The following is a 17,244-nucleotide window of genomic DNA, read 5'->3' as shown; positions in this document are numbered from 1 at the left end:
TCAGCACCACCTGATAAAACCAGAACCTCAAAACAATAAATACCGGGTGAGAATAAATAGGGATGATTTCAGATATAGGCTATGGCCTTAACAGTTTGGCTTACTTACTGTTAATGCTATTACTTTTTGCAGTACGAAAGCCTGGATTAGCCAATCACTTGTTGGTACTAGCTACAGCCACTACGTTGTTCTGGTCTACTAGCATGATAACGGCGCTGTTTGGTCCTATCAGTCTTTCTTGGTTACTCACCATCGATGCACTCAGACAAGTGGCTTGGTTGCTCTTTTTGGCAGGGTGCCTGAAAGATAATTTTACCAACCTGTTTGATATATTACGTCGCCCAACAACCCTTTTCATATTACTCCCTGGCTGCATAGCCTTAGTGTTACCCCATGTCTTGTGGATTGATGCCTCGTGGCGTTATCTCATGCTCATTATTCTTGCCCTTGAAGTGCTTATCTTATTGGAAGTTATTTACCGTCAAGCGGATGCAGATCAATGGGCATATAAGCCCTTAATTTTATATCTTGGTGCCACCCACCTTTTTGATTTCGTTACTTACGCTAATGCCACCATGGTGAATCAGGTTGAGGTTAATTACATTGCCGCTCGTGGCTATATCTATTTCCTCCTTATTCCATTTTTGGTTATTGCCATTCGACGTATCAAGCACTGGGGCGTCGATATCTTCATTTCTAGGGATGTAGTACTACACAGCTCTTTATTACTCGTTGCAGGCGCTTATCTTTTCATTATGGCCATTATTGGCTACGCCATCAGCTACGTAGGTGGAAATTGGGGAGCCATGGTACAGACCATACTTGTGGTATTGTCGCTTGCCTTGCTAGTTACCGTATTTTTGTCGAACTCCTTTAGAACCAAGTGTAAGGTATTTATTACCAAACACTTTTTTGCCAACCAGTTTGACTACCGTGTAGAGTGGATAAAACTAACAAAAACACTCTCTAGCTCAATGGACGCGCCTAATACCGTTCACGAGAGTGCACTTCGAGGCATACTGGAAGCTATCGAATACGATTCTGGTAAGCTGTATAAACGGGTAAACAACGACTTTGAGCAGTTGGCACAAGTTAACCCATTACCAGACACCCATGATGACTTAACCGTCATTCGTGCGCTAACAGAGTATTGTGCGTCTAATACATGGTTGATTGATGTACACGAATACCAGGCAAAGCCATTTCATTATAAAGGGCTACAAATCGACAGAGTTATTTTGAAAGAATGGGGCTATCAGCTTTACCTACCATTTTACAAAAATGATGAAATTTGGGGCTTCGCCATCCTTGCGGCTGGTGATAAGGAACGACTGAGTTTAAATTGGGAAGTTAGAGATTATCTCAATGCTATCACCGAGCAGGTAAGTATGTTTGTGTTCCATCATGAAGCATCAAAGCTGGTGGCAGAAAATGCCCAGTTCGCCGCGTTTAATAGAATGTCTGCGTTTGTTGTGCATGATTTAAAGAATGTGATGGCGCAAGTAGATTTGATCTTGGCCAACGCGCAGCAGCATAAACATAACCCCGAGTTTATTGAAGATACATTTGAAACATTGGAACATACCAAAGCGCGTATGGATAAAATGTTAAAGCAATTAACCGATAAAAAGATTAATGATGACGGTGCTCACACCTCTTGCTCCTTATCGCATATTATTAATGATGTAGTGGCAAACCGATGCATGGGGCTTTTCCCCACCCCGAAAGTGCATTGCAGTAGCGAAGAGCAAGTATTAATTGATAAAGAAAAAGTCGCCAATGTTTTCTATCACCTAATAAGTAACGCGCAGCAAGCAACCGAAGATAGTGGCGTAATAAATATAGTGTTAACGCATGACATCCAAAACCGTGTTCAATATGTAATGATAGAGGATACAGGAACCGGGATGGATCAAGACTTCATCGAAACTCGCTTGTTTACCCCTTTCGATACTACGAAAGGTAACGCAGGAATGGGGATTGGTGCGTACGATGCGAAAACGTACATTGAATCTATCGGTGGTAAAATAAGCGTTCAAAGTGAACCAGGGAAAGGAAGTTGTTTTACGCTAGCATTTACGCTGATTTGAGCAAAGTGAGCGATGACAACCAACCTATGTTGATACGGACGAAGTAACACAGGAACAGACTGATGACAGATACCGTTTTAGTGGTAGATGACGATTTAGGTATTCAGAAACAATTAAAGTGGAGCTTAACCGACTACGACGTTGTTTTTGCTGACGATCATACCTCGGCAATTGCACAACTGCGCCGGTACGAACCTAAAGTCGTGACACTAGACTTAGGATTGCCACCCGACCCAGCTAATGCGTCTGAAGGCTTGAGAATTTTACAAGATATTATTTCCTTAGCGCCTAGAACCAAAGTCATTGTTGTCACCGGTAACAACGAAAAAGAGAATGCACTTAAGGCCATAAATTTCGGTGCCTATGATTTTTACCAAAAACCGATAGATTCAGACACCATAAAGTTGCTTGTTTATCGTGCACTTAACTTGGCTAAGCTGGAATTGGAAAATAGCATTTTATCTAAAGTACGCTCAGGCATGAGCCGTATCATTGGTAACAGTGAGTCGATTCAAACGGTGGTGCGTAAAGCTGAGAAAATAGCGAATACGGATGTGAGTACGTTACTGCTAGGTGAAAGTGGAACGGGTAAAGAAGTATTTGCGCGCAGCATCCATGAACACAGCCCTCGAAGAGATAAACCGTTTGTCGCCATTAACTGTGCATCAATTCCTGAAAATCTTTTGGAAAGTGAGCTGTTTGGTTACGAGAAAGGCGCATTTACTGGCGCTAATAAAACTACCCTAGGTAAAATTGAAACCGCCCAAGGTGGCACGCTATTTCTAGATGAGATTGGCGATATGCCTATTGGGCTGCAAGCCAAAATGCTACGTTTTTTACAAGAGCGTGTTATTGAGCGAGTAGGGGGGCGTTCCGAAATTCCTGTGGATATTCGGGTTGTCTGTGCTACCCACAGAGACCTGCAAACCATGGTGGCTGAAGAGCGTTTTAGGGAAGATTTATATTACCGTATTGGTGAAATTCCCATTATGATCCCGCCGCTGCGAGATAGAGATCAAGATATTATCCTGCTTGCGCGTACCTTCCTTAATATTTATCGCGAAGAGTTTAACGCCAAGGCAAAGAGCTTTTCTGAATCTGCGATTAATTCCATGCTGGCTCACAAATGGCCTGGGAATATTCGTGAAATGCAAAATAAGCTGAAATCGGCAGTGATTATGGCCGAGGGAACAGTCATCCAGCCTGATGACTTAGGTTTGTTCGCGGTAGATGGTAGTGGAGAGTCTGAAACCTTGAATCTTCGCGAAGTACGAGAGGTTGCCGAAAGTAGGGCAATTCGTAGAGCGTATCATCAAGCGGATAAAAATATGTCTAAAACCGCTGAATTGCTAGGTGTTACTCGTCCAACCTTGTACTCACTTATTGACAAATACCACTTGGACGATTTAAAAAGTTCGGCGTGAGACTCATCGAAAAGGCGTAGTTTGATGCTACGCTCTTGCCTATCGCATCATTCGGTGCGATACCTTTCAACGAGCTCTTCTTTCGGTAAAGTTTGCTGTTACGACAAGCTCTGCTGAGAGCGGGAGTCTTCATTGCGGTTTCGTTATCGTGCCTTCGTTGGGACAACTTCGTTACGACAGCTTCACTGCGACAACTTCACTGCGACAACTTCACTGCGACAACTCCGTTGTGGCAACTTCGTTGGGACAACTCACAATGTCTCAAAACCCATGTCGCGTCTCCAGAGCTGCTGAAACAGTGGGCCTAGTCAGGGAATATGGTATTGGCTGTGATGTTTAGCCAATAAATCATGCCCGTAAAAGGCTACATGCAGCTCAATATTTCCACGTTCATCTTCGGTAAAAATGGGGGTTGAGCATTCATTACAGAAAAACTGTTTGCTGCTTGGCGATAGCTGTAATTCACCCAGCACCGATGGCGCACAATCTATCACTAGATGCTTACGTGCACCGGCAATGGTGAGGTTAAGCGTTTCGCTGCAAGATAACGTTTCAACGTCCAATTCATCTTCACTAATATCAGACAACTCAAACTGTATGGCCTGACACTGACAACTACCTTTATACATAATGTACGCTCCTACTCCTCGGGCCAATTTATGCTCGACAGCGTGTTAAATGATGTAGAAATGTATGACTGCTTAAAGTGAAATTTCTTATCAAGCGGGGTTTCTTGCACGTCGCCAATCAGGGCTTTATTGGTATCGATAACCCCAATCCACCCATTGCGGCCAGACATCTTGGTGGCGTATAAACAATAATCTACCACTGAAAACGTACTCTTCCAGCTTTCTTCGAACGACACGTGTTCAATAGGAGGGAGAATGCTAAACCCAATGCTACAGGTAACGCGAAGCGAGCGAGTATCATCAATATGGAAGACTTTATCGCTAACAGCGGCGCGGCATCGTTCGGCCAGTTGGGGAAGGTCATCTCGCATAGAGTGACGGCATATTACCAAGAACTCTTCGCCGCCCCAGCGAATTAGTAAATCGGTTTGTCTGAAAACTTCTCGAAGAACGTCGGCGAACTGACTAAGTACTTTATCGCCCGCTAAATGGCCATGCTCATCATTAATACGTTTGAAATGGTCGATGTCTATTAAGAAGCAGAGCAGATCCTGGTTACGTTCATTGTGGCCTTGCTGATGTTTGTTCGCATGAGAACTACGCTTAAGTTCACCTGGCAATTGGGATTCAAGGTAGTGCCGGTTATACAAGCCTGTCAGTGAATCATGAAGACTCACTTGCTCAAGAGTTTTATAGGCTGTTTGTAGCTCAGAATTTTTTTGTTCAAGCTCTTTTGTTCGCTGCTTAACTTCACGACGAAGCCTGATGGTTTGTTGGCGCTGAGTGTACCTGCTCCAAATAAGAAAGAGCGTTAACAGCCCGGCAATTAACGTACTCCAAAATAATGTTGTGCGCAGATTAGTTTGTTCGGCTTCAGCTAATGCTAGTTGTTTGGTTTTCTGTAATACCTGAATAGACTGTGCTTGACGCTCGATTTCTATTTCGGCTTGAAGCTGCGCAATCGCGACCTCGCTACCGGAACTCAACACCTCTTCTCGTATATTTTGCAATATCGACTGAATATCTAATGCGCGCTTAAATTCACCCTTTGCCGCCAGGGCTTTCACTTGAATAGATAAAAAACTCAGTTGGCTACGCAAATCAACCCGTCGTCTTGCTTCTATAGTGCCACTTTTGGCATACGCTAGCGCATCGTCAAACTGTTGTAACGACATCATTGCATTGGCTAATGCTAGGCGGACTTGTTGCAGTAATTTTTGCTGGCCGGTAGATTTAGCCACCGCGAGTGACTCCTCAAGCAGCATTAAGCCTTGCTCTGTGTCGCCGGTTTTTACCAGCGCTTCACCTAACCACGCCTGCGTGGTGGAAATTTCACTTGCCTCCCCATTCTCTTTTAATAGCGTTAGTGCGTGTTTAAGCGCCTCTGAGGCTTCTTCAATATCGCCTTTAAGTAACAGTAAAGCGCCAATCTTACCCAGTATTTGTGCTGTAAGCGGCTTGTCATTGCTTGTTTTCGCTATTTGTAATGCGTCTTGATAATACGTGTTGGCCTCAGAAAACTGATTTAATGTGACATATATATCACCAATGGTGGCGAGGCCTTGGCCAGTACTTTTAGTATCTCGTTGTACCCGAAATAAGCTTAATGCTTTTTTTAATGTGTAAAGTGCAGCTTGTACTTGACCTTGTTCTTTTTGGACAAGGCCAATTTCCATTTGAACGGTCGCATTTAAAAGAAGGATACCTTGAGTTTGCGCGATAGATTGTGCACGTCGAAGGTAGTCAATAGATTGATCATAGTTCCCTAGAAAGCGTTGCGCGGTACCAAGGTGGTGTAAGGTATTTGCCATATCAATAAGTTGGCCATGGCGGGTGAAGCCATCTAACGCAACGTAGAGCGCATCGTTTGCTACATTGAAACGAGATGCACTTTGTAATAGCTGGCCTACCTCAAAAAACGTACTGGCCGACAATGTACTTATCGACAATACATCGCTTTGATGCGCTTGCTCAATGGCAAGTAAGGTTTGACGCTCGGCATCCTCGAAAGCTCCGCTTTGAATGAGTTCGTGAACAGTTTGAGTAAGGGCAGTAGGCGATGCTTTTGTAGACGAAGAAAAACCCACTAAAGCGAAAAGTAGCGAAACGGTGACAATGCTGGTGGCAAAACGCCGAGCCGACTGTCTGGGCATTATAGAAGCTTCCTTACGACTACGCATTTATTGGCCTTCCCTATAAAACAGAAGAAGGACTGAAAGTTTATGAGTAAAACTGAAGTGCTAATATCGTTATAAGCAGTCAATTCCTATCACTACTATTATGGCGAACAACCCGAAGAAATAACGTATCAGTCATTAGACTAAAGTATGGATTTGTCGCAAAGGGTACCTGTTCCAATCAGAACTTACACATTAAATAAAACAGTTTTGTTTTTTTTGATTTCGGATTGCCTGAAGCGTATGGCTAAATCGTTCCCTGACAGGTTAAAACTTATGTCTAACATTAGAATAAGAATATAGTGAGAGTCAGGGTGTTGAAAAGCATTAATGTATCTTAATAAGCATTAATATTAGTCATTACGCATGCTAATTTATACCTTTGATCGGATTAGATGAACCGAGGCTGTTCTTTTTTCTTAGATTTCTCTATCCTAGCAACTTCATTTATTTGCGCGTAGCGAGAACACTATGTCAGAAAGTCGTTTTATCTCAAAAGAAGGTCAACAGGTTCCTTCCGTTTCTATTCCTGTTCGCGATGGCGAAACGTGGGCAACCAAAACCACTGAAGAATTGTTTAGCAATAAAACAGTGGTGGTTTTTTCTCTTCCTGGTGCTTTTACGCCTACATGTTCTTCTACGCACTTACCTCGCTACAACGCACTTGCCAAAGTATTTAAACAGCATGGCGTAGATGAGATATTATGCATATCAGTCAACGATACTTTCGTAATGAATGCTTGGGCAGCCGATCAAGAAGCAGAAAATGTTACTGTTATACCTGATGGGAATGGTGATTTTACTGACGGAATGGGTATGTTGGTAGATAAAGCCGACTTAGGTTTTGGAAAGCGTAGCTGGCGCTACTCTATGTTAGTTAAAAACGGCACCGTAGAGAAAATGTTCATTGAACCAGACGTGCCCGGCGACCCGTTTGAGGTTTCTGATGCCGACACTATGCTTGCTTACATTGCTCCTGGCGCTGAGACAAAAGCACCTGTGTCGCTATTTACTAAGCCTAACTGCCCATTTTGTACAAAGGCGAAAGCATTGTTAACCGACAATGGTTACGATTTTGAAGAGATTGTACTAGGTAAAGATGCCTCGTTAACCAGCCTTAGTGCAGTGACTGGCCGTGAAACTGTTCCTCAAGTTTTCATTGGTGGTAAGCATATTGGCGGGTCAGACGATTTAGCATTGTACTTTAATTAAAAAGCAGTGACGACGGCGAAAAAGCGCTTACCAAAGCAGCACTTGCTAAAGTTTTGCGTGTTAATACACCTTGCCGTCACAGTGTAACTGTACACGTATAAGGCCATTATCTAATGGCCTTATTTTGTTATAATTGGCTAAATGTAATGCCTTTTGGAGAATCTACGTGCATTCAAAGTTTGCTCTCGCAAAATCATCCATACTTCCTGCTGCAGTAATGTGTTGTGCGTTATTAGGCGCATTAATCGTCAGTTCTGTCAGTGCCAGCTCTATTGAAGCACAAGATGTGTTGACGCGATTTGCTGATTTTTATAAGCAAGAGTGGGGTGAAACGCAGCGATGTAAATCTTCTAAACTGCACCGCTATACCGTATGTGGAAACGTACTTCGCAACGAAGGTAATGCTCCCTTCGTGCTGCATCATGATATCCCTTCAAAGAAAGTGGCCGTGTTAGTCCACGGGCTTAGTGATTCACCTTTCTTTTTGCGAGAAATTAGCAATATTTTATTCAACGAAGGTTATGACGTTATTGTTCCGCTGTTACCTGGGCATGGGCTGCGAGATGATGAGGGGGCAATGAGTGATAGCGATTTAGCTGAGCGTTGGCAAGCACATGTCGATGAGGTTATCGCGTTAGCTGATGACATGGGCGACACCTTGATTGTGGGCGGGTTTTCAACTGGCGGCGCATTGGCGGTTGAGCAGTACCTGGACGCAAGTGATAACATCGACGGACTTATGTTGTTTTCTGGTGCCTTGGCGCTCTCTGAAAATGCCGAGAGTATGTCTAGGATTTGGGGAATTAAGTGGGTGGCGAAAATTGTGGATGGTAGTTATATCACGCACGGTCCGAACCCTTTTAAATATCCAAATGTTGCCGGCTTTGCGGGGTTAGAGCTGATGGATATTATCGAAAAAGTCCGCGACGATTTTGAAGACGGCAAGCGTATTGAAGTGCCTCTTTTTGCTGCGCACTCTCAAGCTGATGCCACCACGCCTATTCACGGTGTTGAAAACCTAATGGAAAATAGCGCAGGGCCTAATACGTTTTTTGTTATTGATGCATCTTATGCGCTGTGTCATGCCGATCTTGTGGTGAATACGTCAATGCTACACGATATGAAGTTTAATAAGGTCATGGTAAATGAAAACGAAGAGTGCGCCGTGCCAAAAGCAAACCCTTTATTTTCAACCATGTCACTGATGTTAAAAACCTATGCGCAACAATTTTAGCGTTTTACAGCAATAACAAATGCGATTAAGCTTTAAGGCATGATAGCTAAATTGAAAAAGCAGCGACATGGCTATGTAGTCATGCTGATAATGGTTATTTCCTTGGTAACTAAATTGTCGCCGGGAATGGCTATGTCAATGGCGATGCCAAAGGCTATGTCAAAGACCGCGACAACGCCTGTGGACGCAACGTATATAGAAATAAATTCTGAGAACAATTTATCAGAAGCAAGTCGCGCGAATAAAAAAATGCAAGCTAGTGCTAGTGGGTGCCATTCAGATAGTCACGCTTCTGCTAGCAATTTCATTGCGCCTTCAAGCACTCAATCAGCTGTAAAAAAGGAACACGCCATTCATAGTGCCTCAAGCGCTCCCCTTGAAGCTGTGAAATCAATTGACCCGAGTATGCACGGTGTCACACCTGATTCGTGCTGTGACGATCATTGTCAATGCCCTACAGGTGTATGCGCCGCTGTTTATGCACTCATAAATAATGATGTATCGGTAGCGGTTATCGCGCTAACCCCGTTAGTCACTTTTGTACATCAGCAAGCCCCTTACACTATACCCAACACCCAATTTCGCCCCCCCAAATTCGCTTTCGCAGGATAGTTGTATCTGGCGGGGGCGTATAGCACCCACGTTTTTCTTTTTATCTCCTGAGTCTAGGGGGAAATTAATGTGGTTTTCTCATGTTTGCATTTAATCTGGGTATGATTTTTAACTACCAAACTCAAGTTAGACTTCGTACTTGTTACCTTCAGCGTGCTTGGCTAGGAATGTTACTTTTTGTCGTTAGTACACCTTCCCTCGCAACGACCCTCAGTCTTAAAGATGCGCAACATCTCGCGCTCAATCAAGACGTTTATTTTCAAGGAAGTCGGCATGAAGAGGCTGCCTATCAGTTCGATAGTGATGCAGCCAATAGCTGGGATAATCCCACTATCAGTACTTCGCTGCAAAGCGTGCCAACCGATGGCTTTTCACTGAATCAAGAGCCAATGACACAGTTGAAATTGGGTATTCGACAAGCTATGCCAAGGGGGAATTCTGCAAACATCTCCCGTACCATCGCCATTGAACAAGCCCAAAAAGAACCTGTGAAAAGAGCAGCAAGGCGAGCGTGGTTGTTGCGAGAAGTGTCGCTGGAGTGGCTGGCGTGGTATCAAGCAGAGCAAACCGTAGCCTTATTGCGCGAAGAATCGCAGTCGTTAGCGCAGTTACTCGAGACAGTAGAGTCGTCTTACCGAAGTGGCGTGGGCGGCACTCAACAGCAAGATATTATTCAGATTCGACTAGAGCGCCTTCGCTTAAAAGATACAATTTTGAAGGAACAGCAAGCTGCATCTGTGGCACTAGCCCAGCTGTCAAGGTGGTTCGATTTTTCCAGTGAAGTAAGTTTCACTGTGCCCAGAGCACTTAATCATCACGACATTTTTCCTTTTAGTCACTCCTTAGCCAGGCAGGTTGAGCGAGGTGACTTATTTAATATTATCGATGCGCATCCCTCTGTGCAGTTGCTTGTAAAAGACGAATTGGTCGCTACACAGAAATTGACTCTTGCGAAAGAGCAAACCAAACCTAAATGGGCCTTTGAAGCCGCCTACGGATATCGTCAAGATGCCCAAAATGGTATGAGCCAAGCTGACTTTATTAGTGTGGGTGTCCAAGTAGATTTACCGCTGTTTAGCAGTAAGCGTCAAGATGCCAATTTGTCGGCATCAGCGGCAAGGTTAGGGCTCAAATCCACACAACGACGATTAGAAGTGAGGCGATTAGCTGCCCTTGCTGAAGCACGTGAAGCTGAGCTTGCAAGCTTAACTGACCGCCAGCAGTTATTTGATACCGCATTACTTGAACAATCAGAGAGTTTAGCCGAGTCAGCGCTTAATGCATACATAGCGGATAAGGGCACATTTGACGGCGTAATGCGTGCACGTATCTCTCACATATCAGCAAAGTTAGATGCCCTTGCGCTTCATGTCGATATAGCAAAAACTTTAGCCGAACTCGCTTACCTGTACTACCCGCTGACAAACGAACAAAATCAGTTAACAGGTTCTCGATTGAAAGACAGATTGCTAGACACCCACGTTTTAGGTCGCCAAATGACCTCCTCTCGATTTATAGATATCCATACTTCCAGAAGCCAGATGCACACCCAGATCAGTGTTGGGAGGTTCAATTTTGGACACCCACTTCAAACCTCTGACTCAATCGATGAACCACTACTGACTAAAGTGGACACTCACACAAGTTCAAACATAAGTTCAAACATGGACATCCACACTAAATTCAAAGACATCCACATAACTGCTACAAATCCAGTTACTAGATCAAACATGGACACCCACAAAACCACTACCGACGGAGTAGCAAAACAATGAAGACACTATTTATTCTTGTGGTCGGCTTAATCGGTGGCGCAGCGGCTATGTTTGTATGGAATTCAAACATACAGAGCGAGGCCGCTGTTGAGGGGGTGATTGCAGGTGGTGATGACAACTCAAATAACAAAAAGCCCCTCTATTGGGTTGCGCCTATGGATGATGCCTACCGTCGAGACAAACCGGGTAAGTCGCCTATGGGCATGGATTTAGTGCCAGTATATGCAGCATCGGGTAGCGGCGCAAAACGTGATGGTGAGGTGACCATTTCACCCCAGGTACAGCAAAATATGGGCGTGAAGTTTACCACGGTAAAACGAGGGCAACTGGATTTGACCTTTAGTGCAGTGGGGAACGTTACCTATAACGAAGACTACTTGGTGCATATCCACCCCAGAGTAGAGGGTTGGATTGATAAGCTGTTTATTAAAACGGAAGGTGAGGCCGTTAGCCAAGGGCAAAAACTGTATACCCTTTATTCACCTGCTCTGGTGACTGCGCAGGAGGAGTTTGTTATTGCGTTAAAGCGAGGAGACACACGCTTAGCCGCAGGTGCTAAACAACGTTTAAAAGCGCTGCATTTATCGGATGGATTTATCGCGCAACTCGAAAAAAGCCGAGAGGTTTCACAAACTATTACCTTCTTTGCCCCCCAGGCCGGCGTGGTAGAACATTTAGGAGTGCGCGAGGGGTTCTATGTTCAACCTGGCACTACGGTGCTTAGTATTGCTCGTTTAGACAGAGTGTGGGTTGAAGCCCGCGTATTTGAGCGAGATGTGCCTAAAGTGGCACTTGATCAGCAGGTATCGATCACGTTTGACTATCTGTCAAATAAGACCTTTACGGGTAAGGTCGATTTTATCTACCCAGCACTTGATGTTGAAACACGTACGCTCAGAGTGCGGGTTACTTTAAAGAACGACAGCGGTGACATTAAACCCTATATGTTCGCCAATGTGATTTTTACCAAGCAAACCGAAAAGCCTGTGCTGTATGTGCCTTATCAAAGCGTTATTCAAATCCAGTCGCAGGGCCAAAATCAACATCTCGCCCAAAACCGAGTCGTTATGAATGTCGAAGAAAGCTTTAAATCTATAGCCGTCAACGTTGGGCGTAAAGCAGGGGACTTCATTGAAATAACTCAAGGCGTAAATGAAGGTGACAAAATAGTGCTGTCGGCGCAGTTTCTGATTGATTCAGAGTCGTCTAAAACATCAGATTTCAAACGTATGCAGTCTCATGGCGATCATGAAATGGTAAAACACAACAAGCCAATGTCTGATACGCCTGAGCATGACCCAATGCAACACGATCCAACAAAACATGATCCAACACAACACGATTCACCCCAAAAAAAGTCAAACCTGCCAGAGAAATCTCATCATGGATTACAACATCAGGGAGTGAATCACGAGGCCAAGCACCACGAGGGCATGCACCATGATTGAAGCCATAATACGTTGGTCTGTGGCGAATCGCATATTAGTTTTACTGGCAACGTTGTGTATTTCTATTGGCGGGGTAATAGCAGTAAAGCATACACCTATTGATGCCATACCTGATTTATCAGATGTGCAGGTGATTGTTAAAACCAGCTATGCAGGGCAATCGCCTCAAGTAGTAGAAGATCAAGTAACCTATCCGCTCACCACTGCCTTAATGTCTGTGCCGGGTGCAAAAACAGTTCGAGGATTTTCATTTTTTGGTGACTCTTATGTGTACGTTATTTTTGACGACAGTACCGATATGTATTGGGCACGAAGCAGAGTGCTGGAATACCTTAGCCAAATAACCTTGCCTGATGGTGTGGTACCCAAACTGGGGCCTGATGCTACTGGGGTAGGTTGGGTTTACATGTATGCCCTTGTTGATGAGTTACACAACTACGATGCTGGTGAGCTTAGGGCTTTGCAAGACTGGTTCTTAAAATATGAATTGCAAAGCGTGCAAGGAGTGTCGGAAGTCGCCTCTGTAGGCGGCATGGTTAAACAGTATTTACTGCAACTTCATCCGCAAAAGTTGCAAGCGTATAACGTGCCTTTACGTCATATTGAAACGGCACTCGCCCGAGGCAACAATGCAGCGGGTGCGTCAGTAATAGAAATGGCTGAAGCAGAGTATATGGTGACATCTTCTGCCTATCTTACGGGTACTGAAGATATTGCTAATATTCCTTTAGGCGTTGTTCACAATGGCGTGGCGATAACGATAGGCCATGTCGCGAGTGTAGTAGAGGCGCCACTTATGCGCAGAGGCATCGCTGAGCTAAACGGAAATGGCGAAGTGGTAGGTGGCATAGTAGTGATGCGCTTTGGCGAAAATGCTAAGGCGACTATTGATAACGTGAAGGCGCGTATTGAAACGTTGAAGGCCAGTTTACCTAGTGGCGTAAATATTGTACCGGTATACGACCGTTCCACCCTTATCGATAATGCCGTCGATAACCTATGGAGCAAGCTTGTTGAAGAGTTACTTGTGGTGGGTGCCGTCTGCTTAGTGTTTCTTTTTCATGTGCGGTCGTCGCTGGTTGCCATAATCACATTACCAATTGGCATATTAATGGCCTTTATCGTAATGAAGTTTCAAGGCCTTAACGCAAATATTATGTCTTTAGGTGGTATTGCCATTGCTATGGGGGCCATGGTGGATGGCGCTATTGTGTTGGTGGAAAACCTGCATAAGCATATTGAACGGGCGACAGCGCAAGGAGAGCAAGTAAAAGGTGAAGCGCGTTGGGCGCTAGTGGTGAAGTCGGCCACCGAAGTGGGGCCAGCCCTGTTCTTTTCACTGTTGATAATTACCGTGTCTTTTATCCCTGTTTTTACCTTAGAAGCACAAGAAGGGCGAATGTTTGCCCCTCTCGCTTTTACGAAATCCTATGCCATGGCTGCCGCTGCGGCGTTAGCCATTACCTTGGTGCCAGTGTTAGCCGGCTATTTCGTGACAGGCAAGGTAAAAGCAGAGCATCGCAACCCGTTAAATAGGGCTATTTCGACAGGGTATGTTAAGGCGTTAACGGCTGCGCTGAACCACCCTCGAAAAATAGTGTTCGCAGCCCTTATTGCGTTAGTTTCTGTAGTATGGCCAATGCAGCATATCGGTAGTGAATTCATGCCATCTTTGGATGAGGGGGACTTACTCTATATGCCTACGACTTACCCTGGAATTTCGGTGGGCAAAGCCAGAGAGTTGCTACAACAAACCGATAAGCTGATTGCCACAATACCCGAGGTGCAAAATGTATTCGGTAAAGTGGGTAGAGCGGATACCGCTACCGATCCTGCGCCTTTAACTATGATAGAAACCTTTGTGCAATTAAAGCCAAAATCCCAGTGGCGTGCAGGTATGACAACATCAAAATTGAAGGAAATATTAAACAGTACGGTGGAATTTCCAGGGGTATCCAATGCGTGGGTGATGCCAATTAAAACGCGTATCGACATGCTCGCTACTGGTATTAAAACGCCGGTAGGTATCAAAATAGCGGGGCCAGAATTAGCGGGCATTCAGCAGGTAGGTGTACAAATAGAACAAGCGCTACAAGACTTTGAGAATACCGCATCGGTATTTGCCGAGAAAGTTGCAGGTGGGCGTTATATCACTATTGATATTAGTCGTGATAGGGCGGCGCGATATGGGCTCAATATCGCTGATATCCAAGAGGTTATCAACACTGCTATAGGTGGGCGAACATTGGGTGAAACCGTAGAGGGAAGGCAGCGTTTTCCTATCAGTATGCGTTACCCACAACAATACAGAGATTCTCCAGAAGCGCTAAGACAACTTCCCATAGTTTTAGCAAACGGTGCCAATATTACCTTGGGCGAGGTAGCCGATATTGCTATTGAGGTGGGGCCCGCGGCAATAAAAAGCGAAAATGCTCGATTAAACGGTTGGGTATTTATCGATATTGAAAGCGGCGATTTAGGCAGTTACGTAAAAAGTGCAAAAGAACATATTACTAATACGGTTTCATTGCCTCCAGGCTATTCCTTAACGTGGGCTGGACAGTTTGAATACTTAGAAAGGGCGGAAGCACGGCTTAGCATAATGGTGCCATTTACCATAGCCGTTATCGTGTTGCTGTTGTATTTAAGCTTCAGGCGAGTTGCCGATGTAGCACTTATTATGATTACCTTGCCATTGGCACTAATTGGCAGCTACTGGCTACTGTATGCACTGGAGTTTAACTTCTCTGTAGCCGTTGCCGTTGGGTTTATTGCCTTGGCGGGTGTCGCGGTTGAAATAGGCGTTATTATGCTGGTGTACCTGCATCAAGCGGTTGAAGCGTTTGATGGAAAAGCTTGCTCTACTACGCATGCTCAATCATCTGCTGAGCAAATAAAACAAGCACTTAAAGACGCCATCATTGAAGGTGCCACCCGGCGTGTTAGGCCGGTAATGATGACGGCGCTGTCTATTATATTAGGCTTACTACCTGTGCTGTATGCAACGGGAACCGGTGCTGAAATTATGCGACGTATTGCTGCACCCATGGTAGGAGGCATGTTAAGTGCGCTAGCGCTAACTCTGTTTGTGCTACCTACTATGTTTTACCTTGTTCAGGCGTGGCAGATGAAGCGACGTTCGTAAGAATACACGCTACATAACCACCTTAGAAACAAAAAGGCAGTTAGGATAACCTAACTGCTTTTTTAGTATTTGTTCGGCTGTTTTATTTCACTGCTTTACTTTACTGATGAAAGCGTACGGTTTGCGCCAAATGTTGTTTACTCAGCGCTAAATACCGTTTTTAATCACTTAGAAATAAAAGCCAATACTCATCAATGATTAATGCTTGCTGGCGTAATCTTCCACTTGGGTCCATACACGTAATAAATTTCCGCTCAGGATTTTTTCAATATCTGCACGGCTGTATTCTCTGTCCAGTAACCCCTGAACTAAATTAGGGAAGCTGGCCACATCTTTCAGGCCAATAGGCAACGAGTCACCTACGCCGTCATAATCAGAACCAATTCCTACGTGCTCAATACCAACCAGCTCTACCACATGGTCGATGTGGTCAAGCACTTCATCAAGTGTTGAGTAAGGGTAAGGTACTTCTTTGCGGTAGTTAGCTTCGAAGTCTTCCAGTTTCGGGCTATCTTCACCTTCAGAGGCAATCAATGCTTTGCGCGCTTGTGTTAGCCCCGTGCGCCATGTACCCGCTTCTTTCGTTACAAAGCTTGAGCCAAAGTTAATCATGATAACGCCTCCGTTCTCGCCAAGCGCTTTAACCATTTCGTCGTTCATATTACGCTCGAAACCAGGTGTAAAGCGTCGAAGTGATGAGTGAGACGCAATTACGGGTACCTTGGTCAGCTCAATAACTTGATAAAATGCATCGTCAGATACATGAGAAATATCAAGCATGATGCCGATGTTGTTCATCTCAGTAACCAGCGTTTTACCAAACGGACTTAAGCCATTCCACTGACGGCGCAAATCGTAAGACGAATCTGAAATATGGTTCGACTGACTGTGTGCTAGTGTAATATAGCGAATACCACGTTCGTGAAACGCTTCTAGATTAGCTAAATCGCCTTGAATCGGTGAGCCGTTTTCCATTCCCAGAGGTAAAGAGATGATGCCTTTTTCAAATTGTGCTTTTACGTCTGACGGGCTTTTGGCAATGGCAAATTTATCAGGGGCTCGCGCCACAATGGCTTCTACAGAATCGATAAGCAAATGAGCAAGTTGTGTTGATTCTGGTGAATTATCTAAACTCGCAGGTACATAAATTGACATAAAAGGGGCATTTAAACCGCCTTTTACCGCGCGTGGATAATCAAAGTCTCCACCTTCCGTGGCTTTGGTGACATCTACCCATGCATTTTTTACGCGATAGGGCACGTCAATATGCCCATCAACAATAATCGTTTCTTGGGCTATTTTTTTCGCTTTTTCACCCGCTGTGTAAGTGGGGGTATTATCAGCAATGGCTGATGCGCAAAGTAGAGTGGAAATTGCGAGAGCACAAGATTTTAGCGGGAAGAAGCCCTTCATTTTTGTTTTTTCCTTATCATTGTTGTAAGACAAAAGACTAAAAGAAAACCTGCTTAGCTACAATGCCCAGAACGTCTTAATCTTT

At 44.6% G+C, this 17,244-nt stretch carries 11 protein-coding genes; 8 read left to right on the top strand and 3 right to left on the bottom strand.

Going from position 1 to position 17,244, the window contains the following annotated elements:
• The first annotated feature begins 62 nt into the window (after positions 1-62).
• Both prsK and prsR read left to right on the top strand, forming a co-directional pair.
• Positions 63-2,090: an XrtA/PEP-CTERM system histidine kinase PrsK gene (gene prsK / locus KYS23_RS05665; protein ID WP_159532802.1), complete on the top strand. Its 2,028-nt coding sequence runs from the start codon at positions 63-65 to the stop codon at positions 2,088-2,090.
• A gap of 62 nt (positions 2,091-2,152) precedes the next feature.
• Complete coding sequence (gene prsR / locus KYS23_RS05660; protein WP_159532800.1) at positions 2,153-3,514, top strand: PEP-CTERM-box response regulator transcription factor; 1,362 nt, start codon at positions 2,153-2,155, stop codon at positions 3,512-3,514.
• 308 nt (positions 3,515-3,822) lie between these two features.
• Here prsR and KYS23_RS05655 read toward each other — a convergent pair whose 3' ends face one another.
• Complete coding sequence (locus tag KYS23_RS05655; RefSeq protein ID WP_159532798.1) at positions 3,823-4,143, bottom strand: GFA family protein; 321 nt, start codon at positions 4,141-4,143, stop codon at positions 3,823-3,825.
• An 11-nt stretch (positions 4,144-4,154) separates the two neighbouring features.
• Complete coding sequence (locus tag KYS23_RS05650; protein WP_159532796.1) at positions 4,155-6,296, bottom strand: GGDEF domain-containing protein; 2,142 nt, start codon at positions 6,294-6,296, stop codon at positions 4,155-4,157.
• 495 nt (positions 6,297-6,791) lie between these two features.
• On the opposite strand from KYS23_RS05650, the gene KYS23_RS05645 reads away from it, so the two are divergent.
• The 6 genes from KYS23_RS05645 to KYS23_RS05620 all read left to right on the top strand — a co-directional run bounded on the left by KYS23_RS05645 (position 6,792) and on the right by KYS23_RS05620 (position 15,746).
• Positions 6,792-7,532, top strand: coding sequence for a glutathione peroxidase (locus KYS23_RS05645; RefSeq protein ID WP_159532794.1), 741 nt, complete (start codon positions 6,792-6,794; stop codon positions 7,530-7,532).
• A 166-nt stretch (positions 7,533-7,698) separates the two neighbouring features.
• Complete coding sequence (locus KYS23_RS05640) at positions 7,699-8,766, top strand: alpha/beta hydrolase (protein ID WP_218418204.1); 1,068 nt, start codon at positions 7,699-7,701, stop codon at positions 8,764-8,766.
• A 39-nt stretch (positions 8,767-8,805) separates the two neighbouring features.
• Complete coding sequence (locus tag KYS23_RS05635; protein ID WP_218418203.1) at positions 8,806-9,378, top strand: hypothetical protein; 573 nt, start codon at positions 8,806-8,808, stop codon at positions 9,376-9,378.
• An 80-nt stretch (positions 9,379-9,458) separates the two neighbouring features.
• Positions 9,459-11,153 (top strand): TolC family protein, encoded by a 1,695-nt coding sequence (locus tag KYS23_RS05630; RefSeq protein WP_218418202.1) that lies wholly within the window; start codon positions 9,459-9,461, stop codon positions 11,151-11,153.
• The gene (locus KYS23_RS05625) at positions 11,150-12,601 is read left to right on the top strand and encodes an efflux RND transporter periplasmic adaptor subunit (RefSeq protein ID WP_218418201.1); all 1,452 of its coding nucleotides are present in this window, start codon (positions 11,150-11,152) and stop codon (positions 12,599-12,601) included. Before KYS23_RS05630 ends, KYS23_RS05625 begins: the two co-directional genes overlap by 4 nt.
• Positions 12,594-15,746 (top strand): efflux RND transporter permease subunit, encoded by a 3,153-nt coding sequence (locus KYS23_RS05620; protein WP_218418200.1) that lies wholly within the window; start codon positions 12,594-12,596, stop codon positions 15,744-15,746. The genes KYS23_RS05625 and KYS23_RS05620 overlap by 8 nt, the downstream gene beginning before the upstream one ends.
• Positions 15,747-15,944: 198 nt before the next feature.
• Here KYS23_RS05620 and KYS23_RS05615 read toward each other — a convergent pair whose 3' ends face one another.
• On the bottom strand, positions 15,945-17,159 hold the full coding sequence (locus KYS23_RS05615) for a dipeptidase (RefSeq protein WP_159532782.1): 1,215 nt from the start codon (positions 17,157-17,159) through the stop codon (positions 15,945-15,947).
• Between the last annotated feature and the right edge of the window lie 85 nt (positions 17,160-17,244).

It is taken from the genome of Alteromonas lipotrueae (assembly GCF_019249255.1).
Taxonomy (GTDB): Bacteria; Pseudomonadota; Gammaproteobacteria; order Enterobacterales; family Alteromonadaceae; genus Alteromonas; species Alteromonas lipotrueae.
Note: the sequence above shows the minus strand (reverse complement) of the source record. Positions and strands in the feature narration are given on the sequence as shown.

What these genes read in the sequence shown, in the direction of transcription:
- prsK (WP_159532802.1), top strand. Translation starts at nt 63, where the DNA reads ATGATTTCAGATATAGGCTATGGCCTTAACAGTTTGGCTTACTTACTG.
- prsR (WP_159532800.1), top strand. Translation starts at nt 2,153, where the DNA reads ATGACAGATACCGTTTTAGTGGTAGATGACGATTTAGGTATTCAGAAA.
- KYS23_RS05655 (WP_159532798.1), bottom strand. Translation starts at nt 4,143, where the DNA reads ATGTATAAAGGTAGTTGTCAGTGTCAGGCCATACAGTTTGAGTTGTCT.
- KYS23_RS05650 (WP_159532796.1), bottom strand. Translation starts at nt 6,296, where the DNA reads ATGCCCAGACAGTCGGCTCGGCGTTTTGCCACCAGCATTGTCACCGTT.
- KYS23_RS05645 (WP_159532794.1), top strand. Translation starts at nt 6,792, where the DNA reads ATGTCAGAAAGTCGTTTTATCTCAAAAGAAGGTCAACAGGTTCCTTCC.
- KYS23_RS05635 (WP_218418203.1), top strand. Translation starts at nt 8,806, where the DNA reads ATGATAGCTAAATTGAAAAAGCAGCGACATGGCTATGTAGTCATGCTG.
- KYS23_RS05630 (WP_218418202.1), top strand. Translation starts at nt 9,459, where the DNA reads ATGTTTGCATTTAATCTGGGTATGATTTTTAACTACCAAACTCAAGTT.
- KYS23_RS05625 (WP_218418201.1), top strand. Translation starts at nt 11,150, where the DNA reads ATGAAGACACTATTTATTCTTGTGGTCGGCTTAATCGGTGGCGCAGCG.
- KYS23_RS05620 (WP_218418200.1), top strand. Translation starts at nt 12,594, where the DNA reads ATGATTGAAGCCATAATACGTTGGTCTGTGGCGAATCGCATATTAGTT.
- KYS23_RS05615 (WP_159532782.1), bottom strand. Translation starts at nt 17,159, where the DNA reads ATGAAGGGCTTCTTCCCGCTAAAATCTTGTGCTCTCGCAATTTCCACT.